This is a genomic window from Phenylobacterium aquaticum (assembly GCF_022695515.1).
GTDB classification, from domain to species: Bacteria; Pseudomonadota; Alphaproteobacteria; order Caulobacterales; family Caulobacteraceae; genus Phenylobacterium; species Phenylobacterium aquaticum.
Map to the genome: position 1 here is coordinate 165,408 of NZ_JALDPT010000002.1, position 17,339 is coordinate 182,746.

Below are 17,339 nucleotides of genomic sequence, written 5' to 3' on the forward strand. Positions count from 1 at the left end.
TGATGTTGTTGGCCGCCCTGGGCTCGGTGAGCGCCTGTTGCCGCTCACCTCGACCGGCTGGGGCGCCTGCATCGGCCTGGGGATCATGCACGTCGCCGGCCAGGGTTCGATCGCCTGGGCGCTGGGCCGACTGCCGGCCGCCACGGCGTCCGTGGTCGTGCTGATCCAGCCGGTCGTCGCCGCCCTGCTGGGCTGGTGGCTGTTCGGCGAACTGTTCGGCCATCTGCAGATGCTGGGCGCCGCCATCGCCCTGTCCGGCGTGGTCCTCGCCCAATGGGCGTCGCGGGCGAGGCCCGTCGCCGAGCCCGCCTAGTCCAGGGCGTAGGCGACGCGCGCCGTCTCGATCGCCGCCAGCTTGGCGTGGAACGGCCCCCAGTCGTCGGCCCCGGCGATGGCGTCCCAGATCGCCTCGATCTCGTCGATCAGCAGTTCCTCGGGCTCCGGCCGCTGGAAATAGGGGTTCGCCAGCCGCTCAGGCCGGTCCGGATCAGTGCGGCCGACCAGCAGGCGGAAATTGGCGAAGGCGGCGCCGGCATAGATGTCGGCCCGCGGTCCGGCCATGGCGCGCGCCTCTTCGCCGCAGAACCAGTCGTAGAAGAACGGCTCCCAGCGCAGACGGGGCCCGCCGTCCGCCAGGGCCTGGAAGGCGGCGTTGACCAGGCCGGTGTCGTGATCGAGCCCCTTGGACTTCAGGCCCAGGCGTCGGATCAGGGCGGCGCGCAGCTCCCCGCGATAGGCGTCCGGGAAGCTGTTCAGGGCCTCGACCAGCGACTCGGTGTCCCCCGCCGCGGACAGGGCGCCGCCCAGGGTCTGCAGGTTCCAATAGACCGCCTCAGGCTGGCGGCCGAAACTGTAGAGCCCGTTCTGATCGAAATAGGCGGCGACGAAATTCGGATCGTTGCGCGGCAGGAACCGGTAGGGGCCGTAGTCGAAGCTCTCCCCGGTGATGTTCATATTGTCGGTGTTGAGCACCCCGTGGACGAAGCCCGCCGCCATCCAGCGGGCCGCAAGCCGGGCCGAGCGCGCCGTCACCGCCCGCAGCAGGGCCGCCGCGGAATCCGGGGCCGAGGCGAGCTCGGGGTAGTAGGTCTCGATCACATAGTCGACGAGCCTGGCGACATTGTCGGGCCGCTCCAGGAAGGCCTGGCGCTGGAAGGTGCCGAAGCGGATGTGGCTGTGCGACAGCCGCACCAGCACGGCGGATCGGGTCGGGCTGGGCTCGTCCGAACGCTCCAGATCCTCGCCGGTCTCGATCAATGAGAACGACCGCGAGGTCGGCACGCCCAGCGCCTCCAGCATGGCGGTCGCCAGCACCTCGCGCACCCCGCCCTTCAGGGTCAGGCGCCCGTCGGCCGTGCGCGACCAGGGGGTCTTGCCCGAGCCCTTGGTGCCGAAGTCCAGCAGCCGATCGGTCCCCGCCTCGCGCATCTGAGCGAAGGTGAAGCCGCGGCCGTCGCCGAGGTCGGGGTTGTAGGTGCGGAACTGGTGGCCGTGATAGCGCTGGGCCAGAGGGATCGGCAGGTTGTCGGGCAGCGGCTGGAAGCGGCCGAAATGGGCGATCCACTCGGCGTCGGTCAGGCCCTCCAGCCCGATGGTGGCCGCCGCCCGGTCATTGCGGAACCGCAGGATCGTCTGCGGAAAATCCGCCGCCACGACAGGGTCGGCGAAGTCGGCGCCCAGCTTCGGCAGGCGCGGATCGGGGCGGTAGGCGGGCGAGACGGGCATGGCCTCCACATGGCCCGGCCTCCCGGCGGGGGCAAGTCCGACGCAGGGTCAGCAACGTCCGATTGTCATGTTCCGGCCACGGAGCGCATGCTAGCCATGAGATATGTCACGGCGTCCGACCCTCGAATTCCTCAAGACCGAGGCCGCGTCCGGCCTGATCCTGGCCTTCGCCGCCTTCGCCGCGATCGTCATCGCCAATTCGCCCCTGGCGCACCGCTATTTCGACTTCGTCGGCCACCCCATCACCATTCAGGTCGGCGCGTTCCACGAGACCAAGTCCGTTCTGAAGTGGGTGAAGGACGGGCTGATGGCCGTGTTCTTCTTCGTGGTCGGGCTGGAGATCAAATACGAGATCCTGCGCGGTGAGCTGTCCAATCCCCGGCGCCTGGCCCTGCCGGTGCTGGCGGCGGTGGGCGGCATGGCGGTCCCGGCCCTGGTCTATATCGCCCTGAACCTTGGCGCGGGCGGCGCGCCCCTGGGCTGGCCCACCCCCACCGCCACCGACATAGCCTTCGCGCTCGCCGCCCTGGCGGTCGCCGGTCCGCGCCTGCCGCCGTCGCTGCGGATCTTCCTGCTGACGCTCGCCATCGCCGACGACCTGGGCGCGGTGGCGCTGATCGCGATCCTGTTCACCGCCAAGGTCAATGTCTGGGCCCTGGCGGCGGCCGGAGCGGGCCTCGCCCTGATGGCCCTGATGGGCCGGTGGCGCAATGCGCCCTACCTGTTCTACGCCGTGCTCTTCGCGGTGGTCTGGGGCTTCACCCTGGAGAGCGGCGTCAACACCTCCCTGGCCGGGGTGGCCGCGGCCATGACCATCCCGCTCGGCGCGAGGCGCCACGGCGAGGCCGGCGTGCTGCATGACTTCATGCGCAGCCTGCACCCCTATGTCGCCTATCTGATCCTGCCGCTGTTCGCCTTCTCCGCCGCCGGCTTCTCGCTGCGCGGCCTGACGCTCGCCCAGTTGTTCGGCCCGGTCCCGCTGGGCGTCGCGCTCGGCCTGTTCGTCGGCAAGCAGGTGGGGGTGTTCGGCGCGGCGGCCCTGGCCATCGGGCTCAAGCTGGCGCGGCGCCCGACCGGCGCGAAGTGGGCGGAGCTCTACGGGGTGTCCCTGCTGTGCGGGGTGGGCTTCACCATGAGCCTGTTTATCGGAGGCCTGGCCTTCCCGCCCGCCGACGCCGCCATCCAGGCCGGCGTACGCCTGGGCGTGGTGGCGGGCTCGGTCCTCTCGGCCCTGGTCGGCATGGCCGTGCTGGCCGCCTGCCAGCGCGCCCGGGCCGAAGGGCCGGCGGACGAGGACTGACCCCGCCCGCCGGACAGGCCTCTAGGCCAGGGCGGCCTTGAGCGTCGCCGCCGTCTCCCGCGCCGCGGCCTCCACCGCCGGCGAGACGTCGCCCAGGATGTAGAAGTCGTGGACCATGTCGTCGTACTGGACGTGGGTCGCCTTGACCCCCGCCGCGTTCAGCCGCGCGGCATATTCGCGGCCCTCGTCCTTGAGCGGATCATAGCCCGCCGTGACGACCAGGGCCGGCGGCGTGCCGGCCACATCGGCCTTGGCGCCCAGGTTGGCGCGGTGGGCCTGGGGATGGCCGGCGGCGGCCAGGCACTTCTCGAACCAGGCCATGACCTCCTTGGTCAGCAGGGGACCGTCGAGGTCCTTGCGCGACTGGGTCTCCTCGTCCGGCCAGATGCCCGGATAGAGCAGCAGCTGGAAGGCGAGCTTGCGGGCCGCGTCGCCCTTGAGGTCGATCGAGACCGAGGCCGCCAGATTGCCGCCGGCCGAGCAGCCGCCGACCGCCAGCCTGGTCGGATCCATGCCCAGCTCGGCGGCATGGTCGAACACCCACTTGGTGGCCTCCAGCGCGTCGTCATGGCTGGCCGGGAACGGGTGTTCGGGGGCCAGGCGATAGTCGATGGCGATGACGCGGATGCCGGCGTAGCTGGCCAGGCGGCGGCAATGGCCGTCATGGCTGTCCAGGTCGCCGATCGCGAATCCGCCGCCGTGGAAATAGATCAGGCCGGGCGTGATCTTCGGCGCGCCAGCCGGGGTGTAGAGCCGGGCCGGGATCGGGCCCGCCGCCCCGCCGACCGTCAGATCGCGGGCCTCGACGTCCTTGGGCGCGTTCTGGTTCTGGGCCTGGCGCTGCATGGTGTAGCCGGCGCGGATCATGGCCGCGGGCAGTTGGTCGATGGGCGGCATGGCCGGGGCGGCCGCTGCGGCGGCGGCCTGTTCGTCCAGCATCGCCTTGATGTGCGGATCCATGATGCGTTTCCCCAACGTCTTTTTGTGCAGTCCGGCGCATCTAGGGCGCCGTGAAAGAAAAACGCCTCCGGACACGGGGTCCGGAGGCGCTGGTCTTGGTCTTACTCGGCGGCTTGCTTCGGCGCGTAGCCAAGGATCGCCTTGGTTTCCAGGAACTCGTGGAAGGCGAAATCGCCCCACTCGCGCCCGTTGCCGCTCATCTTGTACCCGCCGAACGGGGCCATCATGTCGCCGCCGCCGCCGTTGATCGACACCTGGCCGGCGCGCAGCTTCTTGGCCACGTCGCGCGCCTTGTTGAGGTCTTCCGCCTGGACATAGGCGGCCAGGCCGTACTCGGTGTCGTTGCCGACCGCGATCGCCTCGTCGAGGGTCTCATAGCCGAGGATCGACAGCACGGGGCCGAAGATCTCTTCCTTGGCGATGGTCATCTCGTTGGTGACGTTGGCGAAGACGGTGGGCTTCACGTAGTAGCCCTTGTCCAGGCCTTCCGGACGGCCCACGCCGCCGATGACCAGGGTCGCGCCCTCGTCGATGCCGGCCTGGATCAGCTTCTGGATCTTGTTGAACTGGACTTCCGAGACCACCGGACCAGCTGGGCGTTGCCGTTGGGATCGCCGACCGTGATGGTCGAGGCGGTCTCGCGGGCCACGGTGATGGCTTCTTCCATGCGGGCCGAGGGGACCAGCATGCGGGTCGGCGCGTTACAGGACTGACCGGAGTTGGTCATCATGGTCGCGACGCCGCGGGCCACGCCCTTGGCGAAGGCCGAGTCGTCCAGGACGATGTTCGGGCTCTTGCCGCCCAGCTCCTGGGCCACGCGCTTGACGGTCGGGGCGGCGTTCTTGGCCACCTCGATGCCGGCGCGGGTCGAACCGGTGAAGGACACCATGTCCACGTCCGGGTGGCTAGACAGCGGCACGCCGACGCCGAGGCCGTCGCCCTGGACCATGTTGAACACGCCGGCGGGAACGCCCGCCGCATGCATGATCTCGGCGAAGATGTGGCCGGTGAAGGGGGCCACTTCCGAGGGCTTCAGCACCATGGTGCAGCCCGTCGCGATGGCCGGGGCCACCTTGCAGACGATCTGGTTCAGAGGCCAGTTCCAGGGGGTGATGAAGCCGCAGACGCCGATCGGCTCCTTGACGATCATCGTCGGGCCGCGGTCTTCCTCGAACTTGAAGGTCTTCAGAACTTCGACGGCGGTGGCCAGGTGGCCCATGCCGATCGGAACCTGAGCGCGCTGGGCCAGGCTGGCGGGGGCGCCCATTTCCTCGGTCACGGCCGTGGCCAGGTCGCCGAAGCGCTTTTGATATTCCGCCAGGATGCGGCCCAGGACTTCCAGGCGCTCTTCACGGCTGGTCTGCGACCAGGTCACGAAGGCGGCCTTGGCGGCCTTCACGGCCTTGTCCACGTCGGTCGCGTTGCCGAGGGAGATCTTGCCGCAGACCTCTTCCGTGGCCGGGTTGATCACGTCGAGGGTCTTGGCCTCGGTCGGGTCGACCCATTTCCCATCGATATAGAATTGCAGGTACTCGCGCATGGACGTTCTCCCGTGGGTTCGTAGGGCGCGCCAGGGGGTTTGGTCCCGCCAGGCTTCAAACAAGCATTTTAGTGATCGCCGTTAACTGGGGAAGCCCCCAAACGGCATGAGCCTCAAACTCGCTGATGGATGTGGGGTTGGCCGGCGACCGGGCAACGGGTCTTGAGCACATAATCGGCCCGGATCGAGCCGATATAGAGATCCCTCAGATCCGGTCCGCCCCAGGTGACATTGGTCGGGTGATTGACGATCTGGCCGGTGGGGTCGTGGATCACCGTGACCACCTCCAGCGACGGCGTGATCGCCACCACCTTGTCGGCGCCCGGCAGACAGACCCAGAGATTGCCCTCGGCGTCCATGCCCACCCCGTCGGTATAGCCCAGATCCTCATGGGCCGGCGCGGGCTGGCCGGGGACCTGCAGGGCGCCCAGCGCCGGGCCGTAGCGTTCGCCCTTCCCCAGCCGTCCGCCGGCCAGGATCGGGAAGCGCATCACGTCGGCGCCCGAGGTCTGGGCGCAGAACAGGAAGCCGTCATCGGCCGACAGGGCCAGGCCATTGGGGAACTTCAGTCCCTCGGCGACGATCTGCGTCGAACCGTCGGGGCGCAGCACGAAGATGAAGCCGTCCTCGCGGCCGTCCAGCGCCTGGGGCCAGGTCTCGGCGTGGGTGGAATTGGCGCACCAGATGTTTCCGGCCCTGTCGATCACCGGATAATTGGCGCTGGTCAGCCGCCGGCCGCCAACCTCGGCGACCAGGGTCTCGTGGACGCCGGTGGCCGGATCGAACCGCTGCAGCGGCCCCTCCTGGCGGTCATAGATGCCGAAATTGGCGATCAGCACCCGCCCCTGCAGGTCCATATTGATCCCGTTGGGCGCGCCACCGGCCGGGCCCAGGCGCTTGAACGACCCGTCGGGGAAGATCTCCGCCACCGCGCACTGATGGTCGGAGGCGAACACCCGCCCGTCCGCGCCCACCACCACGTCCTCGGGCCGGTCTATGCCGACGGCGATCTTCTCGAAGGCCTCGGGTGCAATGGGGCTGAGTGGCATGGGCGTTTCCTGAAGGCGTGTTTTCTTTGCACCCTGGCCTTTGCTGCGCCGCGTCCACAAGCCCGCTTGCCCCGAAACATCAGGGCCGCTAAAGCCCGGACAGCTTCGCGCCGGAGATCCCCATGAGCCCGCTGTTCATCATCATCCCGTTCTTCCTGATCATCGGCGCCCTGAACATCTTCGAATTCGGTCGCCTGGACTAAGACCGGACGGGGGTCGCCCCCGTGACCCGCAAGGATCGCGGCGCCGCGCTGGTCACCGGCGGCACGCGCCGCATCGGCCGCGCCCTGTCGCGCGCCTGCGCCGAGGCCGGCTTTGACGTCGCCCTGCACTGCCGCGCCGTCGACGACGACGCCGAGCGCGCCGCCGCGGAGATCCGCAGCCTGGGCCGCCGCGCCTCCATCCATGTCTGCGACCTGCGCCGCGAGGCCGAGACCGCGCCCCTGATCGGCGACGTCGAGGGCGAGCTCGGCCCTGTGACCCTGCTGGTCAATTCCGCCTCGATCTTCGAGGAGGACGCCTTCGCCTCGATGAACCGCCATTCCTGGGACACGCATCTGGAGACCAATCTCCGCGCGCCCCTGGTCCTGGCCCAGGCCTTTGCGCGCCGCCTGCCCGCCGATCGCGACGGCCTGATCGTCAACCTGCTGGACCAGAGGGTCACCGACCCGCGCCCCGAGTTCTTCAGCTATGCCCTGTCCAAGAGCGCCCTGTGGGACGCCACCCGCATGCTGGCCCGGGCGCTCGCCCCGCGCATCCGGGTCAATGGCATAGCGCCGGGCCCGGTGCTGCAGTCGATCCACCAGACGCCGGAAGACTTCGCCGCGGAGGCCGCCGCCACCCTGCTCGGCCACGCCGCCGACCCGGTGGAGATCGGCCAGGCGCTCGCCTATCTGATTGACGCCCGATCGGTGACGGGACAGATGATCGCTGTCGACGCCGGTCAGCACCTGAGCTGAAGGATAAGCGCTTGGCCCTGCCCCAGGAGACGCCTGCCGAACCTCACGAAAGCCCGGCCGCCGCCGGTCGCATCGTCATGACCAAGATCTTCGTCACCGGCCTGAAGGTCGAGGCCGAGATCGGGATCTACGCCCACGAAAAGGGCCGGGCCCAGCCCCTGGTGGTCGACGTCGAGCTCGACGTCCCGGCCGCCGGCGTCGAGCGCCTGGCCGACACCGTGAACTATGAAATGGTCGGCGACGCCGCCCGCGCCATCGCCGCCGAGGGCCATATCGGCTTGGTCGAGGCCTTCGCCGAACGCCTGGCCCGCGCCTGCCTCGCCGATCCCCGGGTGATGCGCGCCCGGGTGCGGGTCGAAAAGCCCCTGGCTCTGGCCCCCCACGCCTCGGCGGCCGGGGTCGAAATCACGGTCGTCCGGGGGTGATCCCCACCCACAGCGCCAGGCTCTCGCCCCTCCAGGCTGAGACGGTCTGGACGCTGGAGGACGCCGAAGTCGTGGAGCGCCGGGGCGGCCAGTCCCGACGCTTCCCGCTGGCCAAGCTCAAGACCCTGAAGGTCGCCCGCGACGGGGCGGTGCTGTCCTTCGGCCTGCGCCGCATGGCGATCCCGGCCAACACCTATGCCGGCGGCCTGCGCCCCCTCGACCACACCGCCAGCTTCGCCCCCTTCCTCGAGGCCGTCGCCGACGCCGCCGGCCGCGCCGCGCCCACCGCCAAACTGCGGACCGCCCGGCCCCGCAACGCCGAGCCGGTGGTCTGGGTCATGGTGCTGATGGGCACCGGCGCCGCGGCGCTCCTGCTGTTCGCGGCCATGGCCGGCGCCTGGACCCTGGGCGTGGCCCTGGCGGCGCGGCTCATCTTCGTGACCATCCTGGCGGCGGCGGTCTTGCCGTGGATGGATCGGGACTGAGGGCGGTCTTGGCGAGATGAACGCGAATTAAAGTGGCGAAACGGCCGATCGGGCCCAGATTATAGGCCTGACGCCAATCACGGCGTTCCCGATGGACCTGAACATGAGCGACCAAGCCGCCCCGCAATCCGCCGCTGTCTTCTCGGAAGACCGCACCCTGCCGATCGTGGTCTATGTTCTGTACCTGCTCGGCTTCACCAACGGCCTGACCTTCCTGATCGGCCTGGTGGTCGCCTACGCCAACCGCGAGAGCGCGGGGCCGGCCATGCGCAGCCACTACACCTTCCAGATCCGCAGCTTCTGGCTGGCCATCGCCTGGTGCATGATCGGGGTCGCCCTGGTCGTGGTGGGCATTCCCCTGTCTCTGGTCCTGGTCGGCATCCCGGTCGTGATGCTGGGCGGCCTGATCTGCGGCGCCATCGGCCTGTGGTTCGCGGTCCGCTGCATCGTGGGCCTGGTGGTCCTGTCGCGCGGCGATGCCTATCCGCGACCCACCACCTGGCTGATTTAGAGGCGCCGGGGCCGCGCTTCGCCCAAGAAGCGCGCGCCAGGCCCGGTTCGGTTCCCCTGCCGGTTGCGCCGTCTCGACGCTGATCGGCCCCGCCGGGACCCTTCCCACGGGCGCCGTGCGGGGGGCGGCCGGCGGGGGGTTCGCATGCTGGGTCGGATATTTGGAATGCTGCTGGGCTTGGCGCTGGGCGCCGCCGGCTACGCCATCCTGCATCCGGGCGGGCTGGAGGGGCGGATCCCCCCCATCCCCCTGGGTCCCTTCGAGCCCCTGGGCACCTTCGTCGCCGCCGCGGCCGCGGGCTTCGGCCTGGTGATCTTCATCGCCGCCCTGATGCCCAAGGGCCCGGGCGGTCCGTCCGGCGGCGGCGGCGGCAAGCGCAAGGTCAGCAAGTCCGGCCAGCCGATCGTCATCGACTTCACCTCAGACCACACGGCCCAGGCGGCGGCGGATCACGGCGCGCCGCACGCCGCCCATGCGCCCGAGCCGGTGGTCGCGGCCCACGCCCCTCCGCCGGCCCCGGCGCCCGCCGCACCCGTCCATCACCCGCAGGCTCACGCCGCGCCGGATCCGCATCAGCACGCCCCCGCCCCGCCGCAGGCGGTCGGGGCGTTCGCCGAGGCCCGGCAAGCGCTCCGAGACGAGACACGGGCCGAGCACTGGTCCCAAGCCGCCGTCCTCGTCCGGCGGCTTTCGTCATTGGCGGCCACCGACCGCGAGCGCATGCAGGCGGCCCAGGACGCCGGCGACTTCGCCCGCAGCCAGGGCAAGACCGACGACGCCGCCGAGGCCTATGACGAGGCCCTGGCCTATGCCCGCAAGCTCGGCGACAAGGCCGCCCTGGCCGACGCCCTGATCAATGTCGGCGACATGGCCTATGACGAGCATCGCCTGGACCAGGCGGTCCAGGCCTATGACGAGGTGGTCGATCTGAGGCGCGCCATGGTCTCGGCCGCGCCGGCCGACCTGGAGGCCAAGCGCGGCCTGTCCCTGGCCCTGGAGCGCCTGGCCGACGTGCGCGAGGACCGCGGCCACCGCATGCGCGCGCTCGACCTCTATCGCGAGAGCATGGTGATCACCACCAAGCTGGCCTCCGCCGATCCCGCCCGCTTCGCCGACGACCTGGCGATCACCAAGCGGCGGCTGGGCGAGCTGGAAGCCAAGGTGGCGCTCTAGGCGCTCACCAGCTCGCGGCGGACCATGCGGGCGTAGTCGTCCATCAGGCCCAGCGACAGGGCGCCCGGCGTGAAATTGTACTCGCCGATCTGAGCGACCGGGGTCACCTCGGCGGCGGTGCCGACCACGAAGCATTCGGAGAAGCCCGACAGCTCCTCGGGCTTGATGTGGCGCACGACCACCTCGATGCCCTTGCTCTTGGCCAGCTCGATCACCGACTGGCGGGTGATGCCGTTCAGGAAGCAGTCGGGCAGCGGTGTGTGCAGCACCCCGTCCTTGACGAAGAACACGTTGGAGCCGGTCGATTCCGCGATGTAGCCGCGGTAGTCGAGCATCATGGCGTCGGTGTAGCCGTCCTTCTCCGCCGCGTGCTTGGAGATGGTGCAGATCATGTAGAGGCCGGCGGCCTTGGCGTGGACCGGCTCGGTCTCGGGCGAGGGGCGCTTGTACTTGGCCCAGCACATGCGGATGCCCTTGGCGCGCTCTTCCGGCTTGAAATAGCTCGGCCAGTCCCAGACGGCGATGGCCACGTGGATCTTGGTCTGCTGGGCCGAGACCCCGATCATCTCCGAGCCGCGCCACGCGATGGGGCGCACATAGGCGTCGGTGAGGCCGTTCTTGGCGCAGGTGTCCTTGCAGGCCTGGTCGATCTCCTCCACCGTGAAGGGGATTTCGAAGTCGAGGATCTCCGCCGACTTGAACAGACGCTCGGTATGCGCCCTCAGCTTATAGATCTCCCCGCCATACATCCGCTCGCCTTCGAACACCGAGGAGGCGTAGTGGAGGCCATGGGTCAATACATGCACCTTCGCCTCGCGCCAGGCGACGAACTGGCCGTCGAGCCAGATCCAACCATCGCGATCATCGAAGGGAACGAGAGACATGGGGAAAGTTCCTCCTTTCAAGGAAGCCTCCTTACAAACCCCCTGATCCGCGACGTCAAACAAAATGGAGCCCCCGCATGACGCCGCAGACCGATCCGCGGCTCATCCTGCGCGACGAGGAGCTGGACGCCGGGCTGGAGGCCATGATGCTGGCCGAGGCCGCCCTGTGGGCCGGGGTCGACGCCGGTCTTGAGGCGGAAACCCTGGGGCTCGGCCGCTCCCACTGGCGCGCCGCCTTCCTGTTGAAGCGGCGGCCGGGCCTGGGGGTGCAGGAGCTCGCGCGCCTGACCAGCCTGTCGAAACAGGCCGCCAGCCGCATCGTCGCCGATCTGGAGGCCAAGGGGCTGGCGGAGAAGGCCCAGGGCGAGGAGGATGGCCGAAGGCGCGCCGCCCGGCTGACCCCGGCCGGCGCCGCCTTCGAGGAGCGGATCGCCGAGCGCCTGCGCGGCCAGCTGGCCCGGGCCTATCGGACCGGCGGCCTGGACGGGGTGAGCGGAACCCGCAGGATCCTGGCGGCCATCGCCGCCGGGCGGGGCAAGAGCGGAGCGGGCGGCTGATGGCCATGGTCGAGACGATGAGCGCCGAACGCCACCTGCTGGTGGTCGATGACGACGACCGCATCCGCGACCTTCTGAAGGAATATCTGACCCGCGCCGGCTTCCGGGTCTCAGCGGCGCCGGGCGGGTCCGCCGCGCGCAAGCTCATGGAGACCCTCGATTTCGACCTGGCGGTCTTCGACGTGATGATGCCCGGCGAGGACGGCTTTTCCCTCACCCGCTGGCTGCGTGATCGCAAGGGCGCGGCGGGGCGCACGCCGGTGCTGATGCTGACCGCCCGCGGCCTGCCGGAGGATCGCATCGAGGGGCTGAAGCTGGGCGCCGACGACTATCTGGCCAAGCCTTTCGAGCCCGAGGAGTTGCTGCTGCGGATCGAGGCGATCCTGCGCCGCGCCCAGGCCCGGCCCGTGGCGGCCACCACCGCCCTCGTCTCCCTGGGCCGCTGCCGGTTCGACGCCGAACGCGGCGAGCTCTCCTGCGACGGCGCGGCCGTGCGCCTGACCGAGGCCGAGATCGCCCTGCTGCGCCGCCTGGCCCGCAGCCCGCATGAGCCGGTCGAGCGCATGGAGCTGGCCAAGGAGACGGTCGATCCCTCCGGCCGCGCCATCGACGTCCAGGTCACCCGCCTGCGCCGCAAGATCGAGACCGATCCCAAGACCCCGCGCTATCTGCAGACGGTGCGCGGCATCGGCTATCTCCTGGCGCCCGACTGATGCGTCTGCGGCTCCTCTCCTCGGCGCGATGGCAAAGGGTCATCAAGCGCAGCCTGCCAACCACCCTGTTCGGGCGCTCGCTGCTGATCATCATCCTGCCCGTGGCGGTGATGCAGATCGCCGTGACCTGGATCTTCTTCGACGCCCACTGGCAGACCGTGACCAGCCGCCTGTCCGAGGGCCTGGCCGGGGACGTCGCCTGGGCGGTCGAGAGCTATATGGACGATCCCAGCCCCGCGGCGCTCGCCAAGCTGACCGACCGGGCTGAGCGCTCCATGAGCCTGTCCATCGCCCTGCAGCCGGGACGAACCCTGCCGACCGGTCGTCGCCCCGCCCTGTTCGCCGTGGTCGACCGCTCCATGGAGCGCGCGCTCGCCGCCCGCCTCGACGCCCCCTTCTGGTTCGATACGACCCGCTATCCGGCCTATGTCGACATCCGGGTGAAGGTGCCCCAGGGCGTCCTGCGGGTGCTGGCGCCGCGCGACCGCGCCATCGCCACCCAGGGCCACATCTTCGTCCTGTGGATGACGGTCGCGACCCTGATCCTGACCGCCATCTCCATCCTGTTCATCAGGAACCAGGTCCGCGCCATCGAGCGCCTGGCCTCGGCGGCGGAGGATTTCGGCCGCGGCATTGAGGCGCCCGCCTTCAAGCCGCACGGCGCCCGCGAGGTCCGCCAGGCCGCCCACGCCTTCCTGGCCATGAAGTCGCGCATCCAGCGCCATATCGACCAGCGCACTGCCCTGCTCGCCTCGGTCAGCCACGACCTGCGCACCCCGCTCACCCGGCTGAAGCTGGAGCTGGCGCTGGCCGAACCCGGCAAGCGCAACGCCGAGATGAAGCGCGATCTGGCCGAGATGGAGCACATGATCGACGAGTACCTGGCCTTCGCCCGCGGCGAGGGCGGCGAGGCCGTCGAGAGCATCCGCCTGCGCGGCCTGATCGAGGAGGTGAGTGAGGGCGCCGTCCGCGCGGGGGCCAAGGTCGAGGTCGCCGCCGATCCGGAGCTGACCGCCTCCGTCCGGCCCAATGCGCTCAAGCGCGCCCTGTCCAACCTGGTGATGAACGCCGCCGTCCATGGCGAGCACATCACTGTCGCCGCCAGCGCCCGGACCTCCGGCGGGGTGGAGATCATCGTCGACGACGACGGCCCCGGCATTCCCGAGGACCGTTATGAGGACGCCTTCAAGGCCTTCAACCGCCTGGATGAGTCCCGGAACCAGAACGAGAAGGGCGTCGGCCTGGGCCTGGCCATCGCCCGCGACGTGGCCCGCGGGCATGGCGGCGACGTCACCCTGTCGCGTTCGCCGCTGGGCGGACTTCGCGCGATTGTGCGCTTGCCGGGCTAGAAGCGTCGAACATTGTTCGGCCATACTGACTGTCAATATCGCCCGCGCCGTCCCTGGAGCCTCGACGTGAACACGCCCGCCCTCGCCCTGATCGCCGCCCTCGGCCTCGCCGCCGCCGCCCATGCCGCGGGCCCCGACCCCGTCCAGGGCGAATGGCTGACGCCCTCCGGCTCGGCCAAGGTCAGGATCAGCCCCTGCGCCGACAAGGTCTGCGGCACCATCGTCTGGCTGAAGGCTCCCCTCACCCCGGACGGCAAGCCCAAGACCGACGCCAACAATCCCGACCCCAATCTGCGCCAGCGCCCCGTGGTCGGCATGCAGCTGATCCGGGATTTCAAGGCCGCCCAGGGCAAGTGGGTGGACGGCAAGATCTATGACCCCCAGTCGGGCAAGACCTACGCCTCCAAGCTGACCCCCAATCCGGACGGAACGCTGAAGGTCGAAGGCTGCATCTCGGTGATCTGCCAGGCCCAGACCTGGAAGCGCGCGAACTGAGGGCCAGATCATCGAAGCCCGCCCCGCCCGGAGTGAAGACCTCGACGCCCTGACGGCGCTCAGAGGCGCGCTGTTTCCGGACCATCCGGCCGCCTTCCATCGCGGCGAGCTTGAGGCCCTGATCACCCGCGCCGACTACGGCGTGTTCCTCGCGGTCGGCGCCTCGGGGCCTGTCGGGTTCGCCGAGGTCGCCCTGCGCACCGACTATGTGAACGGCTGCGACACCAGCCCGGTCGCGTTTCTGGAAGCCGTCTATGTCGCCCCCGATCAGCGCCGCGGCGGCTGCGCCCGCGCCTTGATCACAGCGGTCGAGGACTGGGGCCGTGCCCGGGGCTGCACCGAGCTGGCCTCGGACGCCGACCTCGCCAACATCGACAGCCATCGCATGCATGCGGCGGTCGGCTTCGAGGAGACCGAGCGCGTGGTCTATTTTCGCAAGGGGCTGGCGGAGAGTCGGTGAGCCTTAGGGGGCAGGCTGTGGCCCTGTCCGACGCACCGCCGCCGCCTTCAACTTGGCCTCAAGGTCCTCGGACGCGATGGCTTCGCCGTCGACTAGGATGCGACCATCCATTTCGACCGAAACATAGATGGGCTGGGGCCCCTCGCTGAAGCCGGGGTCCGGTACGGCCCCCTGGACATCCGTCGACCCGAAGTCGTCGCCGACGAACAGCAGGGGCGCATTGAGGTGGATAGCCAAGGCGTAGGAAAAGCAGTCGCCGAAATTCAGCACGCCGCCATGGCCCATGCCGCGGCCGTGGAGAATACGAGCGCGCAAGGCCAGGCGGGCCTGAGCCTCATCCACAGGAACCAGAGTGATGCCGGCGCTGAATAGCAGAGCGTCGAGGTCGGCGATCGCGTCCAGCCGGTCCCCAATACTGCGTCCAGCCAGGACAGATCCCACCTCCAGGTAGGACGCTACGGACATGCGCCGATCTACCAGGGGTTCGGCTTGGATCCGGGCGGCCAGAATATCCGCCGAGGACTCCCGCCACAGGATCGCGACGATCGCGGAGGAGTCGATGACGATCATTCTCCGCCATCCCAACCGGCGTCCCACTCCCGCTTGGTCACGGGTCGCAGATCATAGCGTGTCGCGAGTTCCGCCGCTTGGACTCTGAGCCGCCCAGGCAAATCCGCGTCAGTCTCCTGGGCCGCGCGCACTTTTGCTAACCGATCCGCCAGGGCCCTGGTCACGGCCTCGGTCATGGTCTCGCCGGTCAGCCTGGAGAGCTCGCGGGCCAACTGGTCAGCCTCGGCGGTCTTGATACTGAGCGCCATGGACGCACCTTTCTAGACGACCCGTCTAGATAGCACGTCCGCCCTGAATCTGCACGTCCGACCAAGGCCGGACGAAACGTCAGCCCCCCAGCTCCTTCGACCGCCGGGTCGCCGCGGCGACGGCGTCGCGCAGCAGGGGTTCAAGCCCGCCCTCGCCCATCAGCACCTTCAACGCGGCCTCGGTCGTGCCGTTGGGCGAGGTGACCTGGCGGCGGAGGTCGGCGGGCTCCTCGCCGCTCTGGGCCAGGAGGGCGGCGGCGCCGGTCATGGTGGCGCGGGCCAGCGTCCTGGCGGCCTCGGCCGGCAGACCCGCAGCGACACCGCCGGCCTCCAGCGCTTCGACGAAGGCGTAGAAATAGGCCGGCGCTGAGCCCGAGACCCCGGTCGCGGCGTGCAGCAGCTCCTCGTCGTCGAGATCCACCACCGCGCCGACGGGGTCGAACAGGGCGTGCCCGACGGCCCGCGCGGCCGGGTCGGCGGCGTAGAGACTGATGGTGCCCTGGTTGATGGCGACGGCCGTGGTCGGCATGACCCGGGCGATCCGCCGCCCGCCGAAGGCCTCGGCCATGTCCGCGCACTTCACCCCCGCGGCGACCGAGACGATCACCGCGTCGGGCGCCAGCAGGTGGGCGACCTCGGCCGCCGTCTCGCGCCACAGCTGGGGCTTCACGGCTAGGATCACCGTCCTGGCGTCGGCCAGCGCCGCGTCGGACGGATTGAGCCGGGCGCCGGCGGCCTCAGCCGCGCGGGCGGTGTCGGTGGGATAGGGGTCGCGGAGGATCAGGTCGGCGGGGGCGTAGGCCCCTGCCCGGCCCCAGCCCTCGATCAGCGCCCCGCCCATGCGGCCCGCGCCCAGCATCAGGATCGGCGTCATCTGGTCTGCCCTTGCGAGGTGATTGCTGCGCAGGCGGTCTAGAGCAAGCGCGGGTGACGGCAAAGGCTCTGCATACGCAAGCCTCTCTGCGGCGGCCGCGAGCGGGGCCCAGGGACAAGCCCTGGGATGACGGCCTGGATGGACCGGATTGGCCCCTAGGCCTCGCCGACCGTGTCGAACATGCAGGCGGCGATGGCTTCGGCCGGGGTCTTGCCGCCGCGGGTCATGAAATCGAAGGCCGGATAGAACCGGTCGGCGGATTCCATCGCGACGTCGATCATGGCGGCGGCCTGCGCGAGCGACGGGCGCTCGCTGGCCATCAGGGCCATGGCGTGGCGGAAGATGATCTCGCCGTCTTCCCAGACCTCATAATGGCCCAGCCAGACGCGCTGGTTGACGATGGAGATCAGTTCATAGGCCGCGGCCTTCTGCTCGGCCGTCACCTGCAGGTCCACCGACAGGCACAGCTGCAGGCAGTCGGCTTCCGGCCGCCAGGCGAACCAGAGCTCGTAGTCCTTCCAGTCACCCGAGAGGGTGAAGGCCAGGTCGCCGTCTTCGGTCCGGTCGAACTGAAGGTTTTCGGCCTGCAGAACATGCTCGACCACATCCAGGGGATCGTGAGCGAGCAGGACGTCTTCGTCAGACTGAGGCGTGTCCATGAGACCTGCGGTCCTTTCGCGGGGGCGACGGAGCCTGGGACTCCGCGAATCGCCCTGCGATCCTGAGATTAATCTGGCTTTGCGACGGGCTGTCACCGGCTTCTTCCGGTAAGCGAGCCACATTCGTGTGTTGGGGCCTTATGGCGCGATCTCACGCCTCTTTGGGCGTTTTCTTCGCGGGCGCCTTGGCGGACTTGAGCTCGGCGACCTCGGCGCGCAGGGCGGCGATCTCGGCCTTCAGCGCCTCGAACTCCTCGCGGCGGATCAGATCCAGCTCGGCGGCCATGCGGTCGGCCTGGGCGCGAAAGGCGGCCTTGGCCTCGTCGCCGGCCGTCTGGGCAAGGCCCATCGCCGCCTGGGTCAGCTTGGCCATCTCGTCCAGGAAGGGATTTTGCGTCTGCAT

The 17,339-nt window shown here is 69.7% G+C and carries 21 protein-coding genes and 1 pseudogene; 12 read left to right on the forward strand and 10 right to left on the reverse strand.

Translation table 11 applies throughout. The features are described from left to right. Window positions 1-37: 37 nt before the first annotated feature. Complete coding sequence (locus tag MQH10_RS02620; RefSeq protein ID WP_242562514.1) at window positions 38-313, forward strand: EamA family transporter; 276 nt, start codon at window positions 38-40, stop codon at window positions 311-313. On the opposite strand, the gene MQH10_RS02625 is transcribed toward MQH10_RS02620, so the two are convergent. Beyond that, window positions 310-1,725, reverse strand: a complete 1,416-nt coding sequence (locus MQH10_RS02625) for a protein adenylyltransferase SelO (RefSeq protein WP_242562515.1) — start codon at window positions 1,723-1,725, stop codon at window positions 310-312. The genes MQH10_RS02620 and MQH10_RS02625 overlap by 4 nt on opposite strands. 103 nt (window positions 1,726-1,828) lie before the next feature. Here MQH10_RS02625 and nhaA point away from each other — a divergent pair, with 103 nt between their 5' ends. Next, window positions 1,829-3,025, forward strand: coding sequence for a Na+/H+ antiporter NhaA (gene nhaA, locus MQH10_RS02630; RefSeq protein ID WP_242562516.1), 1,197 nt, complete (start codon window positions 1,829-1,831; stop codon window positions 3,023-3,025). Between the two features lie 21 nt (window positions 3,026-3,046). Here the strand turns inward: nhaA and MQH10_RS02635 are convergent, their stop codons facing one another. From MQH10_RS02635 to MQH10_RS02645, 3 genes and pseudogenes are all read right to left on the reverse strand, one after another. Further along, window positions 3,047-3,985 (reverse strand): alpha/beta hydrolase, encoded by a 939-nt coding sequence (locus tag MQH10_RS02635; RefSeq protein WP_242562517.1) that lies wholly within the window; start codon window positions 3,983-3,985, stop codon window positions 3,047-3,049. A 101-nt stretch (window positions 3,986-4,086) separates the two neighbouring features. Continuing rightward, window positions 4,087-5,525 (reverse strand): annotated as a pseudogene (locus MQH10_RS02640) (aldehyde dehydrogenase family protein). Window positions 5,526-5,638: 113 nt separating this feature from the next. After that, window positions 5,639-6,574: an SMP-30/gluconolactonase/LRE family protein gene (locus MQH10_RS02645; protein WP_242562518.1), complete on the reverse strand. Its 936-nt coding sequence runs from the start codon at window positions 6,572-6,574 to the stop codon at window positions 5,639-5,641. Between the two features lie 224 nt (window positions 6,575-6,798). Between MQH10_RS02645 and MQH10_RS02650 the strand changes: the two genes are divergently transcribed. The 5 genes from MQH10_RS02650 to MQH10_RS02670 all read left to right on the forward strand — a co-directional run bounded on the left by MQH10_RS02650 (window position 6,799) and on the right by MQH10_RS02670 (window position 10,127). Next, window positions 6,799-7,533: an SDR family oxidoreductase gene (locus MQH10_RS02650; protein WP_242562519.1), complete on the forward strand. Its 735-nt coding sequence runs from the start codon at window positions 6,799-6,801 to the stop codon at window positions 7,531-7,533. Between the two features lie 77 nt (window positions 7,534-7,610). Further along, on the forward strand, window positions 7,611-7,958 hold the full coding sequence (folB, locus tag MQH10_RS02655) for a dihydroneopterin aldolase (RefSeq protein WP_242562599.1): 348 nt from the start codon (window positions 7,611-7,613) through the stop codon (window positions 7,956-7,958). Beyond that, window positions 7,955-8,443 (forward strand): hypothetical protein, encoded by a 489-nt coding sequence (locus MQH10_RS02660; RefSeq protein WP_242562520.1) that lies wholly within the window; start codon window positions 7,955-7,957, stop codon window positions 8,441-8,443. Before folB ends, MQH10_RS02660 begins: the two co-directional genes overlap by 4 nt. A gap of 103 nt (window positions 8,444-8,546) precedes the next feature. Then, entirely contained in the window at window positions 8,547-8,954 is a 408-nt protein-coding gene (locus MQH10_RS02665) for a DUF4870 family protein (protein ID WP_242562521.1), read from the forward strand. Between the two features lie 165 nt (window positions 8,955-9,119). Next, window positions 9,120-10,127: a tetratricopeptide repeat protein gene (locus tag MQH10_RS02670; protein ID WP_242562522.1), complete on the forward strand. Its 1,008-nt coding sequence runs from the start codon at window positions 9,120-9,122 to the stop codon at window positions 10,125-10,127. On the opposite strand, the gene MQH10_RS02675 is transcribed toward MQH10_RS02670, so the two are convergent. Continuing rightward, window positions 10,124-11,011 carry a branched-chain amino acid aminotransferase gene (locus tag MQH10_RS02675; protein ID WP_242562523.1) on the reverse strand — a complete coding sequence of 296 codons (888 nt, stop codon included), beginning with the start codon at window positions 11,009-11,011 and terminating at the stop codon, window positions 10,124-10,126. The two genes, MQH10_RS02670 and MQH10_RS02675, sit on opposite strands and share 4 nt — an antisense overlap. Window positions 11,012-11,088: 77 nt before the next feature. Here MQH10_RS02675 and MQH10_RS02680 point away from each other — a divergent pair, with 77 nt between their 5' ends. From MQH10_RS02680 to aac(6'), 5 genes are all read left to right on the forward strand, one after another. Then, entirely contained in the window at window positions 11,089-11,568 is a 480-nt protein-coding gene (locus MQH10_RS02680; protein ID WP_242562524.1) for a MarR family transcriptional regulator, read from the forward strand. Beyond that, window positions 11,568-12,281, forward strand: a complete 714-nt coding sequence (locus MQH10_RS02685) for a response regulator (RefSeq protein ID WP_242562525.1) — start codon at window positions 11,568-11,570, stop codon at window positions 12,279-12,281. Before MQH10_RS02680 ends, MQH10_RS02685 begins: the two co-directional genes overlap by 1 nt. After that, a complete protein-coding gene (locus MQH10_RS02690) occupies window positions 12,281-13,630 on the forward strand; it encodes an ATP-binding protein (RefSeq protein ID WP_242562526.1) in 1,350 nt (449 codons plus the stop codon). Before MQH10_RS02685 ends, MQH10_RS02690 begins: the two co-directional genes overlap by 1 nt. Before the next feature lie 66 nt (window positions 13,631-13,696). Further along, window positions 13,697-14,125 carry a DUF2147 domain-containing protein gene (locus MQH10_RS02695; RefSeq protein WP_242562527.1) on the forward strand — a complete coding sequence of 143 codons (429 nt, stop codon included), beginning with the start codon at window positions 13,697-13,699 and terminating at the stop codon, window positions 14,123-14,125. Window positions 14,126-14,135: 10 nt separating this feature from the next. Further along, a complete protein-coding gene (aac(6'), locus tag MQH10_RS02700; RefSeq protein ID WP_336605036.1) occupies window positions 14,136-14,585 on the forward strand; it encodes an aminoglycoside 6'-N-acetyltransferase in 450 nt (149 codons plus the stop codon). Between the two features lie 3 nt (window positions 14,586-14,588). Here aac(6') and MQH10_RS02705 read toward each other — a convergent pair whose 3' ends face one another. The 5 genes from MQH10_RS02705 to MQH10_RS02725 form a co-directional block, all read right to left on the reverse strand. Then, entirely contained in the window at window positions 14,589-15,155 is a 567-nt protein-coding gene (locus MQH10_RS02705; RefSeq protein ID WP_242562528.1) for a PIN domain-containing protein, read from the reverse strand. Beyond that, window positions 15,152-15,403 carry a type II toxin-antitoxin system VapB family antitoxin gene (locus MQH10_RS02710; RefSeq protein ID WP_242562529.1) on the reverse strand — a complete coding sequence of 84 codons (252 nt, stop codon included), beginning with the start codon at window positions 15,401-15,403 and terminating at the stop codon, window positions 15,152-15,154. The genes MQH10_RS02705 and MQH10_RS02710 overlap by 4 nt, the downstream gene beginning before the upstream one ends. A 79-nt stretch (window positions 15,404-15,482) precedes the next feature. Continuing rightward, a complete protein-coding gene (gene proC / locus MQH10_RS02715; RefSeq protein ID WP_242562530.1) occupies window positions 15,483-16,277 on the reverse strand; it encodes a pyrroline-5-carboxylate reductase in 795 nt (264 codons plus the stop codon). 155 nt (window positions 16,278-16,432) lie between these two features. Further along, window positions 16,433-16,936 carry a type III secretion system chaperone family protein gene (locus MQH10_RS02720; RefSeq protein ID WP_242562531.1) on the reverse strand — a complete coding sequence of 168 codons (504 nt, stop codon included), beginning with the start codon at window positions 16,934-16,936 and terminating at the stop codon, window positions 16,433-16,435. Between the two features lie 151 nt (window positions 16,937-17,087). Further along, on the reverse strand, window positions 17,088-17,339 hold the full coding sequence (locus MQH10_RS02725) for an accessory factor UbiK family protein (protein ID WP_242562532.1): 252 nt from the start codon (window positions 17,337-17,339) through the stop codon (window positions 17,088-17,090).